The 20721-nt window shown below is 61.8% G+C and carries 19 protein-coding genes; 15 read left to right on the top strand and 4 right to left on the bottom strand.

Annotated elements, in window-relative coordinates; translation table 11 throughout:
- Nucleotides 1-3 precede the first annotated feature (3 nt).
- Both NANH_RS0104810 and NANH_RS0104815 read right to left on the bottom strand, forming a co-directional pair.
- On the bottom strand, nt 4-1191 hold the full coding sequence (locus NANH_RS0104810) for an ABC transporter substrate-binding protein (protein ID WP_027261007.1): 1188 nt from the start codon (nt 1189-1191) through the stop codon (nt 4-6).
- Between the two features lie 188 nt (nt 1192-1379).
- Complete coding sequence (locus NANH_RS0104815; protein ID WP_027261008.1) at nt 1380-2375, bottom strand: GlxA family transcriptional regulator; 996 nt, start codon at nt 2373-2375, stop codon at nt 1380-1382.
- 168 nt (nt 2376-2543) lie between these two features.
- On the opposite strand from NANH_RS0104815, the gene NANH_RS0104820 reads away from it, so the two are divergent.
- Entirely contained in the window at nt 2544-3914 is a 1371-nt protein-coding gene (locus NANH_RS0104820; protein WP_027261009.1) for a class II 3-deoxy-7-phosphoheptulonate synthase, read from the top strand.
- A 55-nt stretch (nt 3915-3969) separates the two neighbouring features.
- On the opposite strand, the gene NANH_RS25490 is transcribed toward NANH_RS0104820, so the two are convergent.
- Nucleotides 3970-4632: a PAS domain-containing protein gene (locus NANH_RS25490; protein ID WP_036049438.1), complete on the bottom strand. Its 663-nt coding sequence runs from the start codon at nt 4630-4632 to the stop codon at nt 3970-3972.
- 259 nt (nt 4633-4891) lie between these two features.
- Between NANH_RS25490 and NANH_RS0104830 the strand changes: the two genes are divergently transcribed.
- From NANH_RS0104830 to NANH_RS25495, 12 genes are all read left to right on the top strand, one after another.
- Nucleotides 4892-5782 (top strand): YicC/YloC family endoribonuclease, encoded by an 891-nt coding sequence (locus NANH_RS0104830; protein WP_027261010.1) that lies wholly within the window; start codon nt 4892-4894, stop codon nt 5780-5782.
- Between the two features lie 20 nt (nt 5783-5802).
- A complete protein-coding gene (gene gmk, locus NANH_RS0104835; RefSeq protein ID WP_027261011.1) occupies nt 5803-6444 on the top strand; it encodes a guanylate kinase in 642 nt (213 codons plus the stop codon).
- Nucleotides 6441-6965, top strand: coding sequence for a gamma carbonic anhydrase family protein (locus tag NANH_RS0104840; protein WP_027261012.1), 525 nt, complete (start codon nt 6441-6443; stop codon nt 6963-6965). The genes gmk and NANH_RS0104840 overlap by 4 nt, the downstream gene beginning before the upstream one ends.
- Nucleotides 6965-8149 carry a trans-sulfuration enzyme family protein gene (locus NANH_RS0104845; protein ID WP_027261013.1) on the top strand — a complete coding sequence of 395 codons (1185 nt, stop codon included), beginning with the start codon at nt 6965-6967 and terminating at the stop codon, nt 8147-8149. Before NANH_RS0104840 ends, NANH_RS0104845 begins: the two co-directional genes overlap by 1 nt.
- 4 nt (nt 8150-8153) lie before the next feature.
- The gene (locus NANH_RS0104850; RefSeq protein ID WP_027261014.1) at nt 8154-9200 is read left to right on the top strand and encodes a sensor histidine kinase; all 1047 of its coding nucleotides are present in this window, start codon (nt 8154-8156) and stop codon (nt 9198-9200) included.
- A gap of 152 nt (nt 9201-9352) precedes the next feature.
- Nucleotides 9353-10393 carry a substrate-binding domain-containing protein gene (locus NANH_RS0104855; protein ID WP_027261015.1) on the top strand — a complete coding sequence of 347 codons (1041 nt, stop codon included), beginning with the start codon at nt 9353-9355 and terminating at the stop codon, nt 10391-10393.
- An 80-nt stretch (nt 10394-10473) separates the two neighbouring features.
- A complete protein-coding gene (gene pstC, locus NANH_RS0104860; protein ID WP_027261016.1) occupies nt 10474-11952 on the top strand; it encodes a phosphate ABC transporter permease subunit PstC in 1479 nt (492 codons plus the stop codon).
- On the top strand, nt 11949-13313 hold the full coding sequence (pstA, locus tag NANH_RS0104865; RefSeq protein WP_027261017.1) for a phosphate ABC transporter permease PstA: 1365 nt from the start codon (nt 11949-11951) through the stop codon (nt 13311-13313). Before pstC ends, pstA begins: the two co-directional genes overlap by 4 nt.
- A 12-nt stretch (nt 13314-13325) precedes the next feature.
- Nucleotides 13326-14123, top strand: coding sequence for a phosphate ABC transporter ATP-binding protein PstB (pstB, locus tag NANH_RS0104870; protein WP_027261018.1), 798 nt, complete (start codon nt 13326-13328; stop codon nt 14121-14123).
- A gap of 10 nt (nt 14124-14133) precedes the next feature.
- Nucleotides 14134-14835, top strand: a complete 702-nt coding sequence (gene phoU / locus NANH_RS0104875; RefSeq protein WP_027261019.1) for a phosphate signaling complex protein PhoU — start codon at nt 14134-14136, stop codon at nt 14833-14835.
- A 9-nt stretch (nt 14836-14844) separates the two neighbouring features.
- Nucleotides 14845-15534, top strand: a complete 690-nt coding sequence (gene phoB, locus NANH_RS0104880; protein ID WP_027261020.1) for a phosphate regulon transcriptional regulator PhoB — start codon at nt 14845-14847, stop codon at nt 15532-15534.
- A 171-nt stretch (nt 15535-15705) separates the two neighbouring features.
- Nucleotides 15706-16236, top strand: coding sequence for a hypothetical protein (locus tag NANH_RS25495; protein WP_245601400.1), 531 nt, complete (start codon nt 15706-15708; stop codon nt 16234-16236).
- 121 nt (nt 16237-16357) lie between these two features.
- Here the strand turns inward: NANH_RS25495 and NANH_RS0104890 are convergent, their stop codons facing one another.
- Nucleotides 16358-17269 carry a LysR family transcriptional regulator gene (locus NANH_RS0104890; RefSeq protein ID WP_027261021.1) on the bottom strand — a complete coding sequence of 304 codons (912 nt, stop codon included), beginning with the start codon at nt 17267-17269 and terminating at the stop codon, nt 16358-16360.
- A 98-nt stretch (nt 17270-17367) separates the two neighbouring features.
- On the opposite strand from NANH_RS0104890, the gene NANH_RS0104895 reads away from it, so the two are divergent.
- A complete protein-coding gene (locus NANH_RS0104895; RefSeq protein ID WP_027261022.1) occupies nt 17368-18594 on the top strand; it encodes an acyl-CoA dehydrogenase in 1227 nt (408 codons plus the stop codon).
- Between the two features lie 391 nt (nt 18595-18985).
- On the top strand, nt 18986-20701 hold the full coding sequence (locus NANH_RS0104900; RefSeq protein ID WP_027261023.1) for a class I adenylate-forming enzyme family protein: 1716 nt from the start codon (nt 18986-18988) through the stop codon (nt 20699-20701).
- Nucleotides 20702-20721 lie beyond the last annotated feature (20 nt).

Genomic DNA, 20721 nt, shown 5'->3' on the forward strand with positions numbered 1-20721 from the left:
GCATCAGCGATAGCCAACCGTTGTCATCGCGCCGTCCTTGAACTCGATTTCGCGATAGTTCCCGGCGCTTTCGCCCGGTTCGATCAACTCGACCGCCGAGGCCCCGACAAAATCGACGTCGCCGCCGTCCTTGAGGATCTGCAACGCCTTGGCCAATTCGCCCGGCAGGATCGTCTCGCCCGGTGCGTTGGCAACCTCCATCACCTTGTCCTTATAGACCTGCGGATCGGTGGACCCGGCCGCCTGCATCGCCAGCAGGATCAGAGCCGCCGCGTCATAGCTTTCCGGAGCGAACGCGTTGGTCGGGGCAAAGCCCGCCGCTTCGCCGGCCGCCTTGAACTTGGCGCCACCATCGCTGTCATTGCCCGGATGCTGGCCGAACGAGCCTTCGACCAGATCGCCAAAGTTCTGCTCCAGGGCGTCCGAAACCATGCCATCGGGGAACATGAACGTCTCGAACGCGCCGGTGTCCAGCGATCCGTTGACGATGCCCGCACCGCCCTGATCGACGTAGCCCGCAACCACCAGAACCTCGCCACCGGCCGAGGCCAGCGCGCCGACTTCGGCGGAATAGTCCGCCTTGCCATCCTCATGCGCGGCATTGATGGTCACCGTGCCGCCGGATTGCTCGAATGCCGACTGGAAACTGTCCGCCAGGCCTTTGCCATAGTCGTTGTTGGTATAGGTGACCGCCACCTCCTTGATGCCGCGATCGTTCAGGATATCCGCCATGACCTGTCCCTGACGCGCGTCAGAAGGCGAGGTGCGGAAGAACAGACCGTTGTCCTCGATTGCGGTCAACCCCGGCGATGTCGCCGATGGGCTGATCATCACCATGCCGTTGGGCAGAGCGACGTTCTGCAAGGACGCTGTCGTTTCGCCGGAACACATGCCGCCAACGATACCGTTGACCTTGTCGGATGTGATAAGGCGCTCAGCCGAGGCGACCGCCAGGCTGGCGTCGACACAGCCGGTGTCGGCGTTGATCGACGACACTGTCGAGGCGCCGTCAAGGAAAACCCCCGAGTCGTTGACCTCGCCAATCGCCAGATTGACCGCAGCGGCCATGTCGGGCGTGATCGATTCCAGGGGGCCGGTAAAGCCCAGCAGAATGCCCAACTTGACATCCTCGGCGTGAACCGATCCTGCCACAAGCGCCGAGGCTGCGGTGGCCATAAGCAGTTTTTTCATTTGGTTTCTCCCATGTTGGAACAGCTTGTCCGGTGTTGACCCTAGGCAAGCCCTGACAAAAAGAAAAGTCCCATCAGGCCGGGCTTTGCGTCGGGTCAATCCTGCAGGCCCCTACCGCATGCGGCAGTATCTGCCGGTGTTTCGCACCCGGCGCCAATCCGGCGCCACCGCCCTGTTTGTTGAACGGTTCAGATCGACAAACGGGCGGCATGGCTGCCGCGCTCGCGGTAAGGGGTGGTGTCATAATGCGCCCGGTAACATTTCGAGAAATGCGACGGGCTGGCAAAGCCGCAGGCCAGCGCAACATTGATCACGCTCATGTCGGTCTGCATCAACAGGTTGCGCGCCTTTTGCAGGCGCAGCTCCATGTAATAGCGCTTCGGCGACCGGCTCAGATACCGGCGGAACAGCCGCTCCAACTGGCGTGTGGACATGCCCACGTCCTTGGCCAGTATCGACGGGCTGATCGGCTCCTCTATATTGGCCTCCATCATCTGGATGACCTTGCTCAACTTTGGATGCCGCACGCCGATGCGGGTGGGAACCGACAGCCGCTGGGTGTCCTGATCGGTGCGGATACTGGAATAGATCAGCTGGTCCGCAACCGAATTGGCCAGATCTTCGCCGTGATCGTCCGCAACCAATTTCAACATCAGGTCGATCGAAGCCGTGCCCCCGGCGGTGGTGACGCGGTTGCCGTCGATCACAAACACCGATTTGGTGAGATGCACATCCTCGAACTCTTCGGAAAAACTGTCCGAGTTTTCCCAGTGGGTCGTCGCCTTCTTGCCATCCAGCAATCCGGCCTTGGCCAGCGAAAATGCTGCGGTGCACAGCCCGCCGATCACCAACCCCTTGCGGGCTTCGCGGCGCATCCACCCCAACAGGCGGCGGGTGGTCGCGGCCTGAACGTCGATGCCGCCACAGATCAGTACCGTGTCATCGCGACTCAATTCGCCCAGATCGCCATCCAGGTTGAACACCGTCCCGGCCGAACAGGTGACCGAGTCGCCGCCTTCTCCGATCAGATTCCAGGAATACAGCTCGCGCCCGGCCATGCGGTTGGCGATCCGCAGGCTTTCCAGCGCCGAGGCAAAACAAAGCAGGGTGAAATTATCCAGCAGGACAAAGACAAACCGGCGGGGTTTGGTTTCAGGTTTGACAACTTTACGTTGTTCTTTCATTACACGAAAATCCTTAGGGGCGTGCCGCGTTTCCGGATGTGGCGGAAGTCGTCGTAACCAGTCTGCTCAGAGCTTATCTGCGGCGTCAAGGGTCGCAAATCGGATATGGCAACCTGCGTCCGGTTTTCGTATAGATGCGGTCTGACATGCGGAACGGAGATCAGAGCGATGAGTGAGTGGCAAAAAACCGGCTGGCGCAACAAGCCGCGGATTCAGATGCCCGACTATACCGACGCCACGGCGCTGAATGCGGTCGAGGCGCAGCTGTCAAACTATCCGCCGCTGGTGTTTGCCGGCGAGGCGCGCCGCCTCAAGAAACATCTGGGTGCCGCGGCGCGCGGCGAAGCGTTTCTGTTGCAGGGCGGCGATTGCGCCGAAAGCTTCGAGCAGTTCAGTGCCGATGGCATCCGCGACACGTTCAAGGTGATGTTGCAGATGGCGATGGTACTGACCCACGGTGCCAAGGTGCCGGTGATCAAGGTCGGCCGCATGGCCGGGCAGTTCGCCAAACCGCGCAGCGCCCCGACCGAAGTGATCGACGGCGTCGAACTGCCCAGCTACCGCGGCGACATCATCAACGAGCTGGATTTCACCTCGGAGGCGCGGATCCCGGATCCGGCCAAGATGCTGCAGGCCTATACCCAGGCGGCAGCCACGCTGAACCTGCTGCGGGCCTTTTCCACCGGCGGCTATGCCGATGTGCATCAGGTCCATGCCTGGACCCTGGGTTTTACCGAAAGCGAAGAGGCCGAGCGCTACCGCGAAGTGGCCAACCGCATCAGCGACACGCTGGACTTCATGAAGGCGGCCGGGGTCAACCAGGACACCGCGCATACGTTGCAGTCGGTGGAATTCTACACCAGCCACGAAAGCCTGCTGCTGGAGTACGAACAGGCTCTGACCCGGCGGGATTCCACCTCGGGCAACTGGCTGGCCGGGTCGGGTCATCTGATCTGGATCGGCGACCGCACCCGTCAGCCCGACGGTGCACATGTTGAATTCGCGCGCGGGGTGCTGAACCCGATCGGACTGAAATGCGGACCCAGCATGACCAGCGACGATCTCAGGCTGCTGATGGCCAGGCTGAACCCGAACAACGAGCAGGGCCGCCTGACCCTGATCGCGCGGTTCGGGGCGGGCAAGGTGGCGGAACATCTGCCGCGCCTGATCCAGACCGTGCGCGAAGAAGGCGCCGAGGTGGTCTGGGTCTGCGATCCGATGCACGGCAACACGATCAAGTCCTCGTCCGGCTACAAGACCCGTCCGTTCGAGTCGGTGCTGCGCGAAGTCCGCGAGTTCTTTGGCATCCACGCCGCCGAGGGCACCGTGCCGGGGGGCGTGCATTTCGAGATGACCGGGCAGGACGTGACCGAATGCACCGGCGGTGTACAGGCGGTCAGCGATGAAGACCTGAGCGACCGTTACCACACCGCCTGCGATCCACGCCTGAACGCCAGCCAGTCTCTGGAACTGGCGTTTCTGGTCGCCGAAGAGCTCTCGGCTCTGCGCAACACGCGGCTTGACCGGGTCGCAGGTTAAACGAAAATCGGGACCGGTCCCCATCCGGCCCCGATTCTCTTGCCGATGTGGCTGATCAAGTGTCGGACTTGACCAGTCGCAGATATGGCGCGCGCCCTTCCAACACGGTCTGCGCCTCGGCAAAACCCTGCACCGCCTCGACGGCAGAGACCTGGGTGCGCGACGATACTGCCAGATCGCGCAATTCGGTTCCGGTGACATCAAAGCGGCGGGGCTGACGGCCAAAATCGCCATCCGCCACCATCACGCCCAGAATTCTTGTACAATCGCCCATGTCGCTTTTCAGCGGCAACAGGATGATCCGCGCCTCGCACTCGCCGCGCAGGCTCTGACGCTCGCCTTCCAGCGACAGCTCGGCCACCGACGGCGTGTCAAACACATGCTCGAGCGTGGCGCTGATATGATCGCGCGAGGCCGGGGTGAAAAACGATGTCAACGGCATGCCGCGCACTTCCATTCCCGCCAGCTTGCACAGATGTTGCCCGGCCAGCCGGATCCGGGCCACCCCCGGCGCGATCCGTTCCAGAATAAAGGCGTATTCCAGAATCTGCTCCAGCCCGCGCGGATCGATCTGCGAGCGGAACGGAATGTCGGTCCCGTTGCGCAGCGCAGTCCAATAGCCTTCGGCCTGACGGATCGGGGACAGGCTCGTGCCGCTGCGAAAACGGTCCATATCCACAACCTTTCCAGTGTCGGAAGAGCGAAAAATACTGATCATATCGTTGTCTCTCAATACCTTCTTGTCGCTATCAACACATGTCGCCGTATGACTGAACCCATGTATTACGACTTGCTTCATAATGATTACCTAAATGTTAACGTGACAGATTTTTCTACAATTTGAAGCAGGATCTTATCATTTGGTTAATCATTCTGTCGCCGTTCAACCACAGGTGTCCCGCTTGCCGGGGCTTGCCCTGCCGGTGCCGATCGCATTAGGTGCGCCGGGACCTATACACCTGCCAAAAGGGCGACTGATGATCCATTCCATGACCGGTTTTGCCTCGGCCAAGGGCGCGCTTGCACCCTATTCCTGGGGGTGGGAGCTGCGCAGCGTCAACGGCAAGGGGCTGGATCTGCGCCTGCGCGTGCCCGACTGGCTGCCCGGTCTGGAAACCGCACTGCGCGCGCACCTGGCCGATGCTGTGACGCGGGGCAATGTCACCCTGTCCCTGCGTATCCAGCGCGCGGACGAGGCCGGGTCGCTGACGCTCGACACCGCCACGCTGGACGCGGTACTTCAGGCCATGGGCCAGATCGAAGCCGCCGCTCAGGAGCGGGGCCTGACACTGGCCCCCTCCCGGGCCAGCGATCTGCTGGGATGGCGCGGCATTCTTGACACCGCCACTGCGGAGGACGACACCGGTCCCCTGATCACGCATTTGAAACAGGATTTTGCGCCGCTGGTCGTCGCCTTTGTCCAGATGCGCCGCGCCGAAGGCGATGCCCTGCATGCGGTTCTGCTCCGACAGCTTGAAACCCTGCAACGGCTGACCGCCGACGCTGCCACGCTGGCCGAGGCCCGCAAGACCGTTGTGGCCGACACCCTGCGGACCAACCTGGCGCGCGTGCTCGATAATACCGATGGCGCCGATCCCGACCGGGTGGCTCAGGAACTCGCCATGCTCGCGGTCAAATCCGACGTTACCGAAGAGATCGACCGCCTGGGGGCGCATGTGCGCGCGGCCCGTGACCTGTTGGGGCAGGGCGGTGCCGTCGGGCGCAAGCTGGATTTCCTGATGCAGGAATTCAACCGCGAGGCCAATACGCTCTGCTCCAAATCGCAATCCACCGATCTGACCGCCGTGGGCCTGGAACTGAAAGCGGTGATTGACCAGATGCGAGAGCAGGTCCAGAACGTCGAATAACCCCAACACAGGAGTATCCCATGGCAGATCGGCGCGGCCTTCTGATCATCCTGTCCTCGCCTTCGGGTGCGGGCAAATCGACCTTGGCGCGACGATTGCGCGACTGGGATCCCTCGATCGTGTTTTCGGTCAGCGCCACCACCCGCCGCCCCCGCGACGGTGAAATCGACGGAACCCATTACCGTTTCACCTCCGAGCCCGATTTCAAGGCACAGGTGGCGGCGGGCGAAATGCTGGAACATGCCCATGTCTTTGGCAACTTTTATGGCTCGCCGCGCGGCCCGGTGCAGGAGGCCATCGACGCCGGTCAGGATGTGCTGTTTGACATCGACTGGCAGGGCGCGCAGCAGATCCGCAATTCCGCATTGGGTCAGAACACCCTGTCGATTTTCCTGCTGCCACCCTCGATCACCGAACTGCGCCGTCGGCTTGAATCGCGCGGCCAGGACGACGCCGAAACCATCGCCCGGCGCATGCAGAAAAGCTGGGACGAAATCAGCCATTGGGACGGATATGATTTTGTTCTGATCAACGACGATCTCGACACCACCGAAGAGCGGCTGAAAACCGTCGTCACCGCCACCCGCCTGCGCCGCAGTCAGCAACCCGGACTGACCGGACATGTGCGCGCCCTGCAGGCCGAATTCGAGGATATGACATGACCATCTACGCTTTGCACGGAAAGACGCCCGATTTGCACGCCAACACCTGGGTCGCCCCCGATGCCAACGTGATCGGACAGGTGGTGATGGAAGACGGCGCTTCGGTCTGGTTCGGCGCCACCCTGCGGGCGGATCATGAAACCATCCATATCGGGGCCGGATCGAATGTGCAGGAAAACTGTGTGATGCATGTGGATCCGGGCTTTCCGCTGACCGTGGGCACCAATTGTACGATCGGCCACAAGGTGATGCTGCATGGCTGCACCATCGGCGACAACTCGCTGATCGGCATGGGGGCCACGGTCCTGAACGGCGCGCGCATCGGCCGGGACTGTCTGATCGGGGCGGGGGCGCTGATCACCGAAGGTAAAGAGATCCCGGACGGCAGTGTCGTCATGGGCGCGCCGGGTCGCGTCGTGCGGCAGATGGACGATGCCGCCCGCGCCCGGATGCAGGTCGCCGCGCAGCACTATCAGGAGAACATGCAGATCTTCCGCGATCAACTGACGGTGGTGGGATGATGCGCAATTCCAGGGGGTCCATTGTCCGCCCGGTGCCGCTGCCCGACAGTGCCAGCCGCCCGGTGGTCACACCGCTGTCGCCCTCGGTGGTCTATGCCAGCGACACGCCGGACGCGCTGGACGATCAATACGAAGGCCGCGTGCATGGGTATACCTATTCCCGCGAGGGGCATCCCAATGCGGATGTTGTGGCCGCCCGTCTGGACGCTATGGAGGGCGTATCCGGCGGGGTTGTCACCGGCTCGGGCATGGGGGCGGTCAGTGCTGTGCTGCTGGGGCTGCTCAAGTCCGGTGACCATGTCATCGGTGGCAACCAGCTCTATGGCCGGTCGCTGCGGCTGATGGCCGAAGATCTGCCGCGACTGGGCATCGCGACCACCCTGGCCGATCCCTGCGACCTGGACGCCATGCGCGCCGCGATCCGCCCACACACCCGGATCCTGCTGGTCGAGGTGGTGTCAAACCCGACCCTGCGCGTGGCCGATATCGCCGGTCTGGCGGCCCTGTGCCGCGAGCACGGCATTCTGCTGGCGGTCGACAACACCTTTACCACCCCGCGCGGATTGCGCCCGTTCGAGCACGGGGCAGACATCGTCATCCACTCGATCACCAAGCTGCTGGCGGGCCATTCCGATGTGATGCTGGGCTATGCCGTGGCCCGCGATCCGGACCTGACCGAGGCCATGCGGGTGTTCAGCATCACAACCGGCCTTACCCCCAGCCCGTTTGACTGCTGGCTGGCGGAACGCGGCATGCTGTCGTTCGACCTGCGGTTCGACCGTGCGCAGGCCACCGCCGCCGCGCTGGCGGATCATCTGGCAGGGTTGCCCGGGATCAAGCGGGTGATCTATCCGATGCGCGCCGATCATCCCGATCACACCCGCGCCAGCCAGTTGCTGGGCGGGCAGGGGTGCAACATGGTCAGCTTCGAACTGGATGGCGGGCGCGCGGCGGCCAACGCTTTTACCCGCGCCGCCGACGGGCTCAGCTTTGCGCCCACCCTGGGCGATGTGGGCACAACGCTGTCGCACCCGGCCTCGTCCTCGCACCGCGCGCTGACGCCCGGGAAACGTGCCGAACTCGGGCTCAGCGAAGGGTTCTTCCGGGTCTCGGTCGGGCTTGAGGATCCGGATGCGCTGAAACAGGTCTTCAGCCAGGCCACGACCGCCGCTGCCGGGGTCTGAGCGAATGCCCACGGCGCTGGTGAATGACCTGCTTGCTGCAACGCCCCTGCCGGCATTGGTGGTGGAATCCGGTGAATGGATCGTTGCCGCCAATCCCGAGGCCAAACGCCTGCTGGGGGCCGGGATCGTCGGGCGGCACTTTGCCAACGTCCTGCGCCAGCCCCCGGTGATCGCTGCGATCGAGGCCACCCTGCAGGATCATCAGGAACACCAGGCCCGGCACATGGTCAGCACCGGGGCACAGGACACGCCGATGGAGGTCACCTGCCGCCATATCGCCGCACTGGGGCCGGCATACCCCTCGGCGGTGGTGGTCAGCTTTCAGGACCGCGCCGATGTGGAACAGGCCGGGCAGATGCGCCGCGACTTTGTCGCCAACGTCAGCCACGAGCTGCGCACCCCGCTGACCGCGCTGATCGGGTTCATCGAAACCCTGCGCGGGGCAGCGCGCGACGACGAGGCCGCCCGCGACCGCTTTCTGAACATCATGGAGGGCGAGGCGGGCCGGATGAACCGGCTGGTCGGCGATCTGCTGTCGCTCAGCCGGGTCGAGGCCGAGGAACGCGTGCGCCCGACCAATCAGATCGACCTGGCCGGTCTGCTGACCTCGACCCTGACCTCGATGACGCCGCTGGCCGACAACAACAAGGTCAATCTCACCCTCGTCGCGCCCGATCCGCCGGTGCAGATCTCGGGCGATGCGGATCAGCTGCGCCAGGTCTTCACCAACCTGATCGAGAACGCGATCAAATACGGCGGCTCGGGCGGGCATGTCACGGTCGAGCTGCGTGAAATCGACCGCGATCCGGTCCTGCGCGCCGCCGCGCTCGACGTGCGGGTGATAGATCAGGGTCCCGGCATCGATTCGGTCCACCTGCCGCGCCTGACCGAACGCTTCTACCGCGCCGACAACCACCGCAGCCGACAGCTGGGCGGAACCGGGCTGGGGCTCGCCATCGCCAAACATATCGTCAATCGTCACCGCGGGCGGCTCAAGGTGGACAGCGAAAAAGGCAACGGGGCGACGTTTTCGGTGATCCTTCCCCGTTAGGCCCACATGACGGCGGGGTCACCGGTATCAAAATCGGCCCTTGTCATATTTCTGTTACGTCTCTGTCACAAAACCCATGCGTGCGGTCCCTAGACGGGGCCCAGCGTCACTATGGGGGTGTGCGCTGAATTCATGTCCATGAGGAGACATAAATGTCTGTTTTGAAAATGACCGCGTCCACCCTGGCCGCCGTGTCTTTTTGCGCAACCGCCGCTGCTGCCCGCGATCAGGTGCAGATTGCCGGCTCGTCCACCGTTCTGCCCTATGCCTCGATCGTTGCCGAAGCCTTTGGTGAAAACTTCGACTTCCCCACACCCGTGGTTGAATCCGGCGGCTCGTCGGCGGGCCTGAAACGGTTCTGCGAAGGCCTGGGCGAAAACACCATCGATATCGCCAACTCCAGCCGCAAGATCCGCGAAAAGGAAATCAAGGCCTGCGCCGCCAACGGCGTCTCCGACATCATCGAAGTCCGCATCGGTTATGACGGCATCGTCTTTGCCAGCGACATCGATGGCAACAGCTTCGAATTCACCCCGGTCCAGTGGTACAAGGCGATTTCCCGTCAGGTCGTGGTCGACGGCGCACTGGTCGACAACCCCTACACCCTCTGGAGCGACGTCGACGCCGCGCTGCCCGCCCAGCCGATCCAGGCCTATGTTCCGGGCACCAAGCACGGCACCCGCGAAGTGTTCGAAGACAAGGTGATCCTGGCCGGCTGCGAAGAAACCGGTGATTTCGACGTCTACAAGGCCGCCAACGGCGGCGACAAGAAAGCTGCCGAAAAGGCCTGCATCGAGCTGCGCACAGACGGCAAATCGGTCGACATCGACGGCGACTATACCGAGACCCTGGCCCGGATCGACAGCAACAAGGACGGCATCGGCGTCTTTGGTCTGGCCTTCTACGAGAACAACACCGACAAGCTGCAGGTCGCAACCATGTCCGGTATCGTTCCGACCACCGACTCCATCGCCACCGGCGAATACCCGGTGTCGCGCCCGCTGTTCTTCTATGTCAAAAAGGCCCACATCGGTGTCGTTCCCGGTCTCAAGGAATTCGCCGAATTCTTCGTCGCCGATGAAATCGCCGGACCCGACGGCCCGCTTGCCGAATACGGTCTGGTTGCCGATCCGGACCTGTCGGGCACCCAGAACACCGTGGCCGACGAAGTCACGATGGACGGCAATTCCTGATCTCCTGAACGCCGGAACCGGGGCGGGTTTCGCTGTCCCGGTTCTCAATTTTTCAATGACCTGACTCTGGCGGATGGTACATGCCCTTGACCTGGCTCATTCTGTTTCTCTTTGCTCTGGCCGCCCTGGGCTTTATCGCCGGACGCGTCCGGGCGGTGAACTCGGCGGGGGGGGATGTGCGCGAGCTGCACTCCCTTCCCAACTATTACGGCTGGAATGTGGCGCTGACAGCACTGGTTCCTGCGCTCGCTGTTCTGGTGGTCTGGCTGTTTGTCCAGCCGCTGATGATCGAACGCTCGGTTTCGGGCATGATCCCCGAGGAACTCATCCCCGAAGGCTCGCAACGCAGCCTGGTGATGAGCGATGTGCGCCGTGTGGCCCATGGGCTGGACATGGCCGTCCGGCAGGGTGCCCTGAGCGAAGACGACGCCAGCGACATTCGCGCCGGATTTACCGATCTGCGCGGCCGGCTGGCGGATGTCGGGGTGGCGTTGGGGTCCGACGTGCGCCCCGAGGTGCTAAGCGCGGCGCAACGCTATCGCCAGCTGAACGCCACCGGCACCCTGTGGCAAAGCATCATCGTCGCCGCCCTTGCTCTGGGTGGTCTGACCCTGGCCTATACGCGCACCCACAAGGGTTTTCGCGCCCGCAACGTGGTGGAACGCGCCATTCTGGCACTGCTGATCCTGGCCGCCTCGATCGCGGTCCTGACCACGCTGGGCATCGTTCTGTCGATGCTGTTTGAAACCCGCAACTTCTTTGGCCTGCATTCCTGGAGCGACTTCTTCTTTGGCACCACCTGGGCGCCCAACTTTCGCGGCGACAGCGAACTCTCGATCCTGCCGCTGCTGTGGGGGACGCTGTATATCTCGTTCATCGCACTGGCGGTGGCGGTGCCGGTGGGGCTGTTCGCGGCGATCTACCTGTCCGAATATGCCAGCGCCGCGCTGCGCTCCTTTGCCAAGCCGCTGCTTGAAATCCTCGCCGGCATTCCGACCATCGTCTATGGCATGTTCGCCCTGCTGACAGTTGGCCCGATGCTGGTCAATTTCTTTGGCCGGGGTCCCGACGGGGTGCTGGGGGTCGACTGGATGTCAGGTGCGACATCGGTTCTGACCGCGGGTGTCGTGATGGGTATCATGCTGATCCCGTTCGTCTCTTCGCTCAGCGATGACATCATCAACTCGGTGCCGCAATCGCTGCGCGACGGATCTTACGGGTTGGGTGCGACGCAATCGGAAACCGTGCGTCAGGTGGTGCTGCCCGCCGCGCTGCCCGGCATCGTCGGTGCCGTGCTGCTGGCCGCCAGCCGCGCCATCGGCGAAACCATGATCGTGGTGATGGGGGCGGGCGCGATTGCCAAGTTTTCGCTCAACCCGCTGGAATCGATGACCACGATCACCACCCGTATCGTCAGCCAGCTGACCGGCGATACCGACTTTGCCAGCCCGGAAACGCTGGTCGCCTTTGCGCTCGGCCTGACCCTGTTTGTCCTGACGCTGGGCCTGAACATCCTCGCGCTGTATATCGTGCGCAAATACCGGGAGCAGTACGAATGAGCGACGCAACCCAGAATCCCGGCCAGAGCGCGGGCAATCCCATCGGACGGGCCGGGTCACTGCTGACCAAAAACGCCCGCACCCGCCGCCGTAATGCCGCCGAAAAGCGGTTCCGCCTTTACGGCCTGACGGCCATCGGCATAGGTCTGCTGATGCTGATCGTTCTGGTCACTACCATCGTGGGTAACGGTACCGGTGCCTTCCAGCAGACCTTTGTCACGCTCAAGGTCGACCTGCTGGAGGCCAAGCTGGACAAGAAAGGCACCCGAGACATCGAAGCCATCAAGAAGGTCTCGACCTTTGGCTATGCGCCCCTGATCAACGGCGCACTGCAAACCTATGTCACCGAGCACGGCATTCAGACCGACCTCAAACCCAAGGCGATGGGGGCGATCCTGTCCAAGGATACCGCCGCGCAGCTGCGCGACTATGTTCTGGAAAACACTGACAAGATCGGCCAGACGCTGGAATTCACCTTTCTCGCCAACAGCCGGGTCGATGGCTATCTGAAGGGTCGTGTCACCCGTGACAGTATCGCCAATGACAAGAACATCTCAGCCGAGCAACTCGACCTTGTGGACGCGATGATCGCGAATGGGGCCATCGACAAGACCTTTAACCTCGACTTCATCCTGGGCGGAGATGCCTCCGACCAACGACCCGAAGCCGCCGGGATCGGGGTGTCCATGGTCGGGTCCATGTACATGATGCTGGTGGTGCTGGCCCTGTCGCTGCCGATCGGAGTGGCCGCCTCGATCTACCTCGAAGAGTTCGCCCCCAAGAACTGGCTGACCGATGTGATCGAGGTCAATATCAGCAACCTCGCGGCGGTGCCTTCGATCGTGTTCGGCATCCTGGGGCTGGCGGTGTTCATCAACACCATGCACCTGCCGATGTCGGCCCCGCTGGTCGGCGGCATGGTGCTGACCCTGATGACCCTGCCCACGATCATCATCTCGACCCGCGCCTCGCTCAAGGCGGTTCCGCCATCGATCCGCGATGCCGCCCTCGGTGTCGGAGCGTCGAAAATGCAATCCGTGTTTCACCATGTCCTGCCGCTGGCCGCGCCGGGCATCCTGACCGGGACCATCATCGGCCTGGCCCAGGCCCTGGGTGAAACCGCGCCGCTGCTGCTGATCGGGATGGTGGGCTTTGTCGCCTCCAACGCGCCCGACAGCATTGTCGACGGCCTCATGTCGCCAAACTCGGCCATGCCGGCCCAGATCTACGAATGGGCCAAACGCGCCGATCCGGCCTTTTACGAACGCGCCTGGGGAGGGATCATCATCCTGTTGGTCTTCCTCGTCGCAATGAATACAATCGCGGTCATCCTGCGTCGCCGCTTTGAACGCCGCTGGTAAGGAATGTCAGGTATGAAAGATATGTCTCAAATCGCCAACGCGGTTGAAACCGGAACCAACAAGATCTCGGCCCGTGACGTCAACGTCTTTTACGGGGACTCCCAGGCCATCAAGGGCGTGGACGTGGAGATCTCCAACAACACCGTCACCGCCTTTATCGGCCCGTCGGGCTGCGGCAAATCCACCTTCCTGCGGTGCCTGAACCGCATGAACGATACCATCGACATCTGTCGCGTCACCGGCACCATCCGGCTGGATGGCGAAGATATCTATGACAAGCGCGTCGATCCGGTGCAGCTGCGCGCCAAGGTGGGAATGGTGTTTCAGAAACCCAATCCGTTTCCTAAATCGATCTACGACAATGTCGCCTATGGCCCCCGGATCCATGGGTTGGCCCGCAGCAAGTCCGACCTGGACGAGGTCGTCGAACGCGCCCTGCGCCGCGGGGCCATCTGGAACGAGGTCAAGGATCGCCTGTACGCCCCCGGCACTGGCCTGTCGGGCGGCCAGCAACAGCGCCTGTGCATCGCGCGCGCCGTGGCCACCGAACCCGAAGTGCTGCTGATGGATGAACCCTGCTCGGCGCTGGACCCGATTGCCACCGCGCAGGTCGAGGAACTGATCGACGAGCTGCGCGAAAACTTCGCCGTGGTTATCGTCACCCACTCGATGCAGCAGGCCGCCCGCGTCAGCCAGAACACCGCGTTCTTCCATCTGGGGGAACTGGTCGAATACGGCGAAACCGGCCAGATCTTCACCAATCCGCAAGACCCCCGCACCGAAAGCTATATCACCGGTCGTATCGGTTAAAGGACGTACCATGCAGGAACAACATATCGCTTCGGCGTTCGACCGCGATCTGGAAACCATTCAGGCGCGCATCATGAAGATGGGCGGGCTGGTTGAGGCCGCGATCATGGATTCGGCCCGCTCGCTGGAAACCCGCGACGAGGAACTGGCCGAGCAGGTGCGCGCCAATGACAAGGCAATCGACGCGCTCGAGGAAATGATCAACGAAGAGGCCGCGCGGGTCATCGCCATGCGCGCGCCCACGGCGTCCGACCTGCGTCTGATCCTCAGCGTCACCAAGATCAGCGGCAATCTGGAACGCATCGGCGATCACGCCAAGAACCTGGCAAAGCGCAATTCCGTTCTGTCGCAGATGCCGCCGGTCGGCGACAGCCCCTCGGCGCTGCGCCGCATGGCGCGCGAGGTCGAGCGCATGCTCAAGGATGCGCTCGACGCCTATATCCAACGCGATGTGGAGCTGGCCGCCGTGGTGATCCAGCGCGATCACGATGTCGATCAGATGTACAACACCCTGTTCCGCGAGCTTTTGACCTTCATGATGGAAGATGCGCGCAATATCACGCCCTGCATGCACTTGCATTTCATCGCCAAGAACATCGAACGCATGGGCGATCATGTCACGTCGATAGCCGAACAGGTGATCTATCTGGTATCGGGTGAGCGTCCGGAAGATAATCGTCCCAAGGCCGACGTCACGTCGGTATCATTGTAGGAGGCGCGTATGTCCACGGACCAACCCACGGTTCTGGTGGTCGAGGACGAACCCGCACAGCGCGAAGTCCTCAGCTACAATCTGGCCGCCGAAGGATTTCGTGTGTGCCAGGCCGAAAACGGCGATGATGCGCTGCTGCTGGTGGACGAAGATACGCCCGACGTCATCGTCCTGGACTGGATGATGCCGAACCTGTCGGGCATCGAGGTCTGCCGGCGACTCAAAACCCGCCCTGCCACGCGTTCAATTCCGATCATCATGTTGTCGGCCCGCTCAGAAGAGGTCGATAGGGTGCGCGGGTTGGAAACCGGGGCGGACGACTATGTGATCAAACCCTATTCGGTGGTCGAACTGATGGCGCGGGTTCGCGCCCAGCTGCGCCGCTCGCGCCCATCGACCGTTGGCGTGCAGCTGGAATTCGAAGACATCGTGCTGGACGGCGAGACCCACAAGGTCACCCGCGACGGCAACACCATCAAACTGGGTCCGACAGAGTTCCGCCTGCTGCGCAACTTCATGGAAAAACCTGCCCGCGTCTGGAGCCGCGAACAGCTTCTGGACCGCGTCTGGGGCCGCGACATCTATGTCGACTCGCGCACCGTGGACGTGCATGTGGGCCGGTTGCGCAAGGCGTTGATGCAACATGGCGGCGGCGATCCGGTGCGCACGGTGCGCGGTGCCGGCTACGCCCTGGGCTGATCGACCGGCCGCGTCCGCCCCGAGAGGTCGCGGATCTCGACAAACTCCTCCGGGGCCGCTACCGCTGACACTATGTTGGGCGGGCAGGGGCATATCTTCGCGTGGCGGATCCGGGGCCAAATCCTGGGTCAAATCCGGGCCCTTTGGGTCGCTTTCGCGGTCGTGGCCCTCGTGGGCTGCGCATCGCCCCCGACAACGCGCCCGTCAACATCCCCCGCCCGGCAGGATATTGACCGGCTGGCCGCCGCGATCCTTGCCCTCGGGCCCGATGTGGACCCCGGCGAGGCGGCACAGGCCGCGCGTCTCGCCTTTTCCCGGTCCCGCGAACTGGCGCTGGCCTATCAGATCACCGACCCGCCATTGGTCCACAACACCAAGGTCAACATGGGGCTCAAACCGCGCGGGCTGTGCTGGCATTGGGCCGAAGACATGCAACAGCGCCTGAACGCCGAGGGGTTTGCGACGCTGCGCATTCACCGCGCCATCGCCAATGCCGACAACCCGTTTCGCATCGACCATTCCACCGCCCTGATCGCGGCGCGCGGTGACCCGATGCAGGACGGCATCGTGCTCGACCCGTGGCGTCTCGGTGGGTGGCTGTTCTGGGCCCCCGTGCTCGACGATGCCGACTATGACTGGCAACCGCGATCCCGGGTTCTGGCGCGCAGATACGGTGTGGCCCCCGTGCTGTCCGCGCAATGATCCGAGACCGGTCAGGGTCGGATTGCCGCTGAATCGGCCCTCGGACAGACACGTGTATGTGCGCAGTATGTACGGGGTGCCATTTCTGATTGTATTCTATTTTATCATGGCTTGACGATCATCATCGAGGCAGGGGATCTTCCGGCTGCGCCTGGGTTTCCAGCCAGTCGCGAAATGCCTGCAAGGCCGGATCCTGCGCCTTGTCCTGTGGCCAGACCAGGTAATACGCCCCTTGTGCCTCGGTCGGGCGGTCATGCAGCGCCACCAAATGGCCCTGCGCCAGATCCCGTTCAACCAGGTAATCAGGCATCAGCGCCACGCCCAATCCATGCAGCGCTGCCTGGGTGATGGTGGCGAACTGGTCATAGGTGGTGCCGGGCAGGGCGGTCGTGACCGTGATCCCCTGCCGGGCAAACCAGTTGCGCCAGGCCAGCGGCCGGGTCTGGATGTGCAACAGGGGCATCCTGCGTATCTCACCGGGCCGGACGGGCTTGCGGTGCGGCAATAGAACCGGCGCACAGACTGGCACAACCTGCTCGTGGCGCAGCAGGAGGCTGCCCGTGTCGGGCCAGTCTGCCTGGCCGAAATGTATTGCTGCATCAAAGGCTTCTGTGGCAAAGGCGAACGGCTGCAACCGGGTTGACATGTTCACGGTGACATCCGGGTGCAGTCGCGCGAAATCCGGCAGCCGGGGCACCAGCCAGCGCATCCCGAAGGTCGGCAGGATCGCCAGGTTCAACGTCCCGCCCATCGGTGCCACCTGGAGCCGTAACGAGGCCTGTGCGATCTGATTGAGCACCTTGCGAATCTCGGTGGCATATTTCTGCGCCGCCGGAGTCAGGCTCAGCCGCTTGCGGTCCCGCCGGATCAACTCGACCCCCATCTGTTGCTCGACCGCCTGCAACTGCCGGCTGACCGCGCTTTGCGTCAACGCCAACTCCTCGGCCACCGCCGATGCGCTGCCCAACCGGTCCAGCGCCTCAAGGGCGCGCAGGGACGAAATCGAGGGATACAGGCGGCGCGGGGTTTTCATGTATGAGATATACTCATGTAAATCAGGAAATGTCCCGCTGTTTTTCATCCCCAAACCCCTTAAACTAACCTCAACGCACTCATGGCCAGGAGCCCGACATGACCACCGCAGAAAAACCGACACTCAAAGCCAAGGATGCCCCGGATCTGGGCGGATTTGACTGGTCCGACCCGTTCCGCCTGAATGATCAGTTGACCGAAGACGAGCGGATGATCACCGCCAGCGCACGGGCCTATGCACAGGAAAAACTGCAGCCAAGGGTGACCTCGGCCTATGCCAACGAGGAAACCGATCCGTTGATCTTTCGCGAAATGGGAGAAATGGGTCTGTTGGGGGTGACTGTCCCCGAAGAATACGGTGGCATCGGTGCGGGTTATGTGAGTTATGGTCTCGTCGCGCGAGAGGTTGAGCGCGTCGACTCGGGCTATCGGTCGATGATGTCGGTCCAATCGAGTCTTGTGATGTACCCCATCTATGCCTACGGGTCCGAAGAACAACGGCAAAAATACCTGCCAAAGCTGGCCAGTGGCGAATTTATCGGGTGTTTTGGGCTGACCGAGCCGGATGCTGGCAGTGACCCGGCCGGGATGAAAACCCGCGCAACAAAGACTGAAAACGGCTATGTTCTGAACGGCTCCAAAATGTGGATCTCGAACGCGCCAATCGCCGATGTATTTGTTGTCTGGGCCAAGTCCGAAGAACATGGCGGCAAGATCCGCGGGTTCATTCTGGATAAGGGCATGAAGGGGTTGAGCGCCCCCAAGGTGCAGAACAAGGCCAGCCTGCGCGCCTCGATCACCGGTGAAATTGTGATGGACAATGTAGAGGTCGGCCAAGATGCATTGTTGCCTTATGTACAGGGCCTGAAAGGTCCGTTTGGGTGTCTGAACCGTGCCCGCTATGGCATCAGCTGGGGCGCTATGGGCGCTGCAGAAGCGTGTTGGCATGCCGCGCGGCAATACGGGTTGGACCGGCTGCAATTCAACCGTCCGCTGGCGCAGACGCAGCTGTTTCAGAAAAAGCTGGCCGATATGCAGACCGAAATCACATTGGGATTGCAGGGCAGCCTGCGCGTCGGACGGCTGATGGACGAGGCCAATGCGGCGCCGGAAATGATCTCGATCATCAAACGCAACAACTGTGGCAAGGCGCTGGATATCGCGCGCATGGCGCGAGACATGCATGGCGGCAACGGCATCAGCCTGGAATTTCAGGTGATCCGGCACATGATGAACCTGGAGACTGTCAATACATATGAGGGAACCCATGACGTTCACGCTCTGATCTTGGGGCGCGCACAAACTGGCCTGCAGGCGTTCTTCTGATCCAGATGGTCGATCATGAAGGCCCATATTGAAAATATGAGGAGCCGGGATTGGCGCAGAACCACGCATCTGCGCCAATCCCGGCCTTAAAATCCTCCATGCAAGACTCTGTTTTGATACAGAATTTGCGTTTCGTTTGTGAATCTACCCCTTGCAGCATTAAAACTGGTATAATGTGTATTATGTAAAATATGATGAGCCAGTTTACTCGCAAACCATAGGGGCGCTACCTGAAATTTGTGAAACTGCATTTTGACAAGCGGTATTGGCACTCAACCAAATCCCGTCTAACGTTCCCTTTGACCAGAGTCGCAGGCTGCGTCATAGGAGGAAACTGCATGCGAAATCCTCAGAACTGGTGGCGCAGCTCCAATTGTATGGCGGGCCGCACATGACCGGAATGTCATTGGGCGATGCATCGCGGCACGTCACGTCTGAAAATCCGGTTTTTGAACTGAAGATGGCCTTGGTACGCGGAACCGAATACCGGGTGTTCAAGAATATTCCTCCGCATGCGCGTGCTCTTGTACACGCGAGTCGCGAGGCCCATGCCGATGGTGCGGCTGAATATCTGGTGTTTAGAGACGAACGCTGGACTTACGACGCATTCCTGAATGAAATTAATATGTTGTCGGCTGTTCTTGAAGAGGATCTGGGGGTAAGAAAGGGAGGCCGTATTGCCCTTGCAACGCGCAACTGTCCCGAAATGTTGATCCTGATGATGGCCATCGCGTCGCTTGGCGCGGTCACCGTATTTCTGAACGCTTGGTGGACCACAGAGGAACTGGATTTTGCGCTGCGCGACAGCGACGCCAAAATTGTCTTTGCGGATGCCGAACGCATTAAACGGCTGACACCTTTGGCGGTTGATTTAAAGCTGGTAATGATCGGCCTTCGCGATGGCGAAGCGTTAACCCCCCTGAAATATTCCACCTTGCGCGACTCCGCCGGGCACGCCCGGACGTCCGAGGTCGATATCGACACTGACGACGATTTTGCGATCATGTATTCGTCGGGCACAACCGGCCATCCCAAAGGGGTGGTACTGACCCATCGCGGGGCTATGAACGCAGTGTTCACCTGGCTTATGCAGGCCGCAATGGCACCGCTGATAGATCCTCCGCCGCCAGACGCCGCCGAGGCCCCTCGCCCGTCTGTTCTGATTGTAACACCGCTGTTCCACGTCACAGCAACACATCCCATGTTTCTTCTCAGCCTGCCTGCAGGTGCAAAGCTGACGCTGATGGACAAGTGGGATGCGCATGAAGCCGCCCGGATCATTGACCGTGAGGGAATCACCCGTTTCATGGGGGTTCCGACACAGTCGGCAGACCTGGTCGCGGCTTCAAGAGATCTTTGTTTGTCATTGGATACGCTGGATTTTCTGGGGTCTGGCGGAGCCAAGCGCCCCGCAGCGCAGGTCGTGGAACTGGCGCAGGCTTTCCCACAGGCCAATATTGCCACCGGTTGGGGCATGACCGAAACCAACGCCAACGGAATTGGTATGGCCGGGGCGGATTACCTCGCCCGGCCAGGAAGCGCGGGGCGCCTGTACCCGCCGCTTCAGGATCTGAAGTTTCTCGATGACACCGGTTCAGAAGTGTCTGTGGGTGAAATCGGTGAACTCACGGTCAAGAGCCCCTGCAACATGCGTTGTTATCTGAATAACCCCGAGGCGACGGCCGAAGTCCTGAGCGACGGCTGGCTGCGCACCGGAGATCTGGGGTATATTGATGACGAAGGGTATGTCACCATCGTCGATCGGAAGAAGAACATCATCATCCGGGGTGGCGAAAACATCGCCTGTCTGGATGTTGAAGGTGCGTTGCACCGCCATCCGGCAGTGGCCGAGGCCTGCGCCTTCTCGGTGCCTCATACCCGATTGGGTGAAACGGTCGGCGCAGCGGTTCAAATGCGCGCGGGAAGCACGCTGACCGTACAGGAAATGCAAGACTACCTGAGCGATCATATCGCCCGGTTCAAAATTCCGGAACACATCTGGATACAGGCCGCCCCCCTGCCCCGCAGTGCCACTGACAAAATTGACCGCCGCGCGTTGCGTGCCATATGCCTGAGCAAATTGAACGACCTTGAGGGGTCCTCATGAGATCGCCTCCAAAGCGCCCC

It is taken from the genome of Sedimentitalea nanhaiensis DSM 24252 (genome assembly GCF_000473225.1).
GTDB classification, from domain to species: domain Bacteria; phylum Pseudomonadota; class Alphaproteobacteria; order Rhodobacterales; family Rhodobacteraceae; genus Sedimentitalea; species Sedimentitalea nanhaiensis.

Bases quoted from the DNA above. Each gene is read 5' to 3' on its own strand.
- NANH_RS0104810 (WP_027261007.1), bottom strand. From the start codon at position 1,191: ATGAAAAAACTGCTTATGGCCACCGCAGCCTCGGCGCTTGTGGCAGGA.
- NANH_RS0104815 (WP_027261008.1), bottom strand. From the start codon at position 2,375: ATGAAAGAACAACGTAAAGTTGTCAAACCTGAAACCAAACCCCGCCGG.
- NANH_RS0104820 (WP_027261009.1), top strand. From the start codon at position 2,544: ATGAGTGAGTGGCAAAAAACCGGCTGGCGCAACAAGCCGCGGATTCAG.
- NANH_RS25490 (WP_036049438.1), bottom strand. From the start codon at position 4,632: ATGATCAGTATTTTTCGCTCTTCCGACACTGGAAAGGTTGTGGATATG.
- NANH_RS0104830 (WP_027261010.1), top strand. From the start codon at position 4,892: ATGATCCATTCCATGACCGGTTTTGCCTCGGCCAAGGGCGCGCTTGCA.
- gmk (WP_027261011.1), top strand. From the start codon at position 5,803: ATGGCAGATCGGCGCGGCCTTCTGATCATCCTGTCCTCGCCTTCGGGT.
- NANH_RS0104840 (WP_027261012.1), top strand. From the start codon at position 6,441: ATGACCATCTACGCTTTGCACGGAAAGACGCCCGATTTGCACGCCAAC.
- NANH_RS0104845 (WP_027261013.1), top strand. From the start codon at position 6,965: ATGCGCAATTCCAGGGGGTCCATTGTCCGCCCGGTGCCGCTGCCCGAC.
- NANH_RS0104850 (WP_027261014.1), top strand. From the start codon at position 8,154: ATGCCCACGGCGCTGGTGAATGACCTGCTTGCTGCAACGCCCCTGCCG.
- NANH_RS0104855 (WP_027261015.1), top strand. From the start codon at position 9,353: ATGTCTGTTTTGAAAATGACCGCGTCCACCCTGGCCGCCGTGTCTTTT.
- pstC (WP_027261016.1), top strand. From the start codon at position 10,474: ATGCCCTTGACCTGGCTCATTCTGTTTCTCTTTGCTCTGGCCGCCCTG.
- pstA (WP_027261017.1), top strand. From the start codon at position 11,949: ATGAGCGACGCAACCCAGAATCCCGGCCAGAGCGCGGGCAATCCCATC.
- pstB (WP_027261018.1), top strand. From the start codon at position 13,326: ATGAAAGATATGTCTCAAATCGCCAACGCGGTTGAAACCGGAACCAAC.
- phoU (WP_027261019.1), top strand. From the start codon at position 14,134: ATGCAGGAACAACATATCGCTTCGGCGTTCGACCGCGATCTGGAAACC.
- phoB (WP_027261020.1), top strand. From the start codon at position 14,845: ATGTCCACGGACCAACCCACGGTTCTGGTGGTCGAGGACGAACCCGCA.
- NANH_RS0104890 (WP_027261021.1), bottom strand. From the start codon at position 17,269: ATGAAAACCCCGCGCCGCCTGTATCCCTCGATTTCGTCCCTGCGCGCC.
- NANH_RS0104895 (WP_027261022.1), top strand. From the start codon at position 17,368: ATGACCACCGCAGAAAAACCGACACTCAAAGCCAAGGATGCCCCGGAT.
- NANH_RS0104900 (WP_027261023.1), top strand. From the start codon at position 18,986: ATGACCGGAATGTCATTGGGCGATGCATCGCGGCACGTCACGTCTGAA.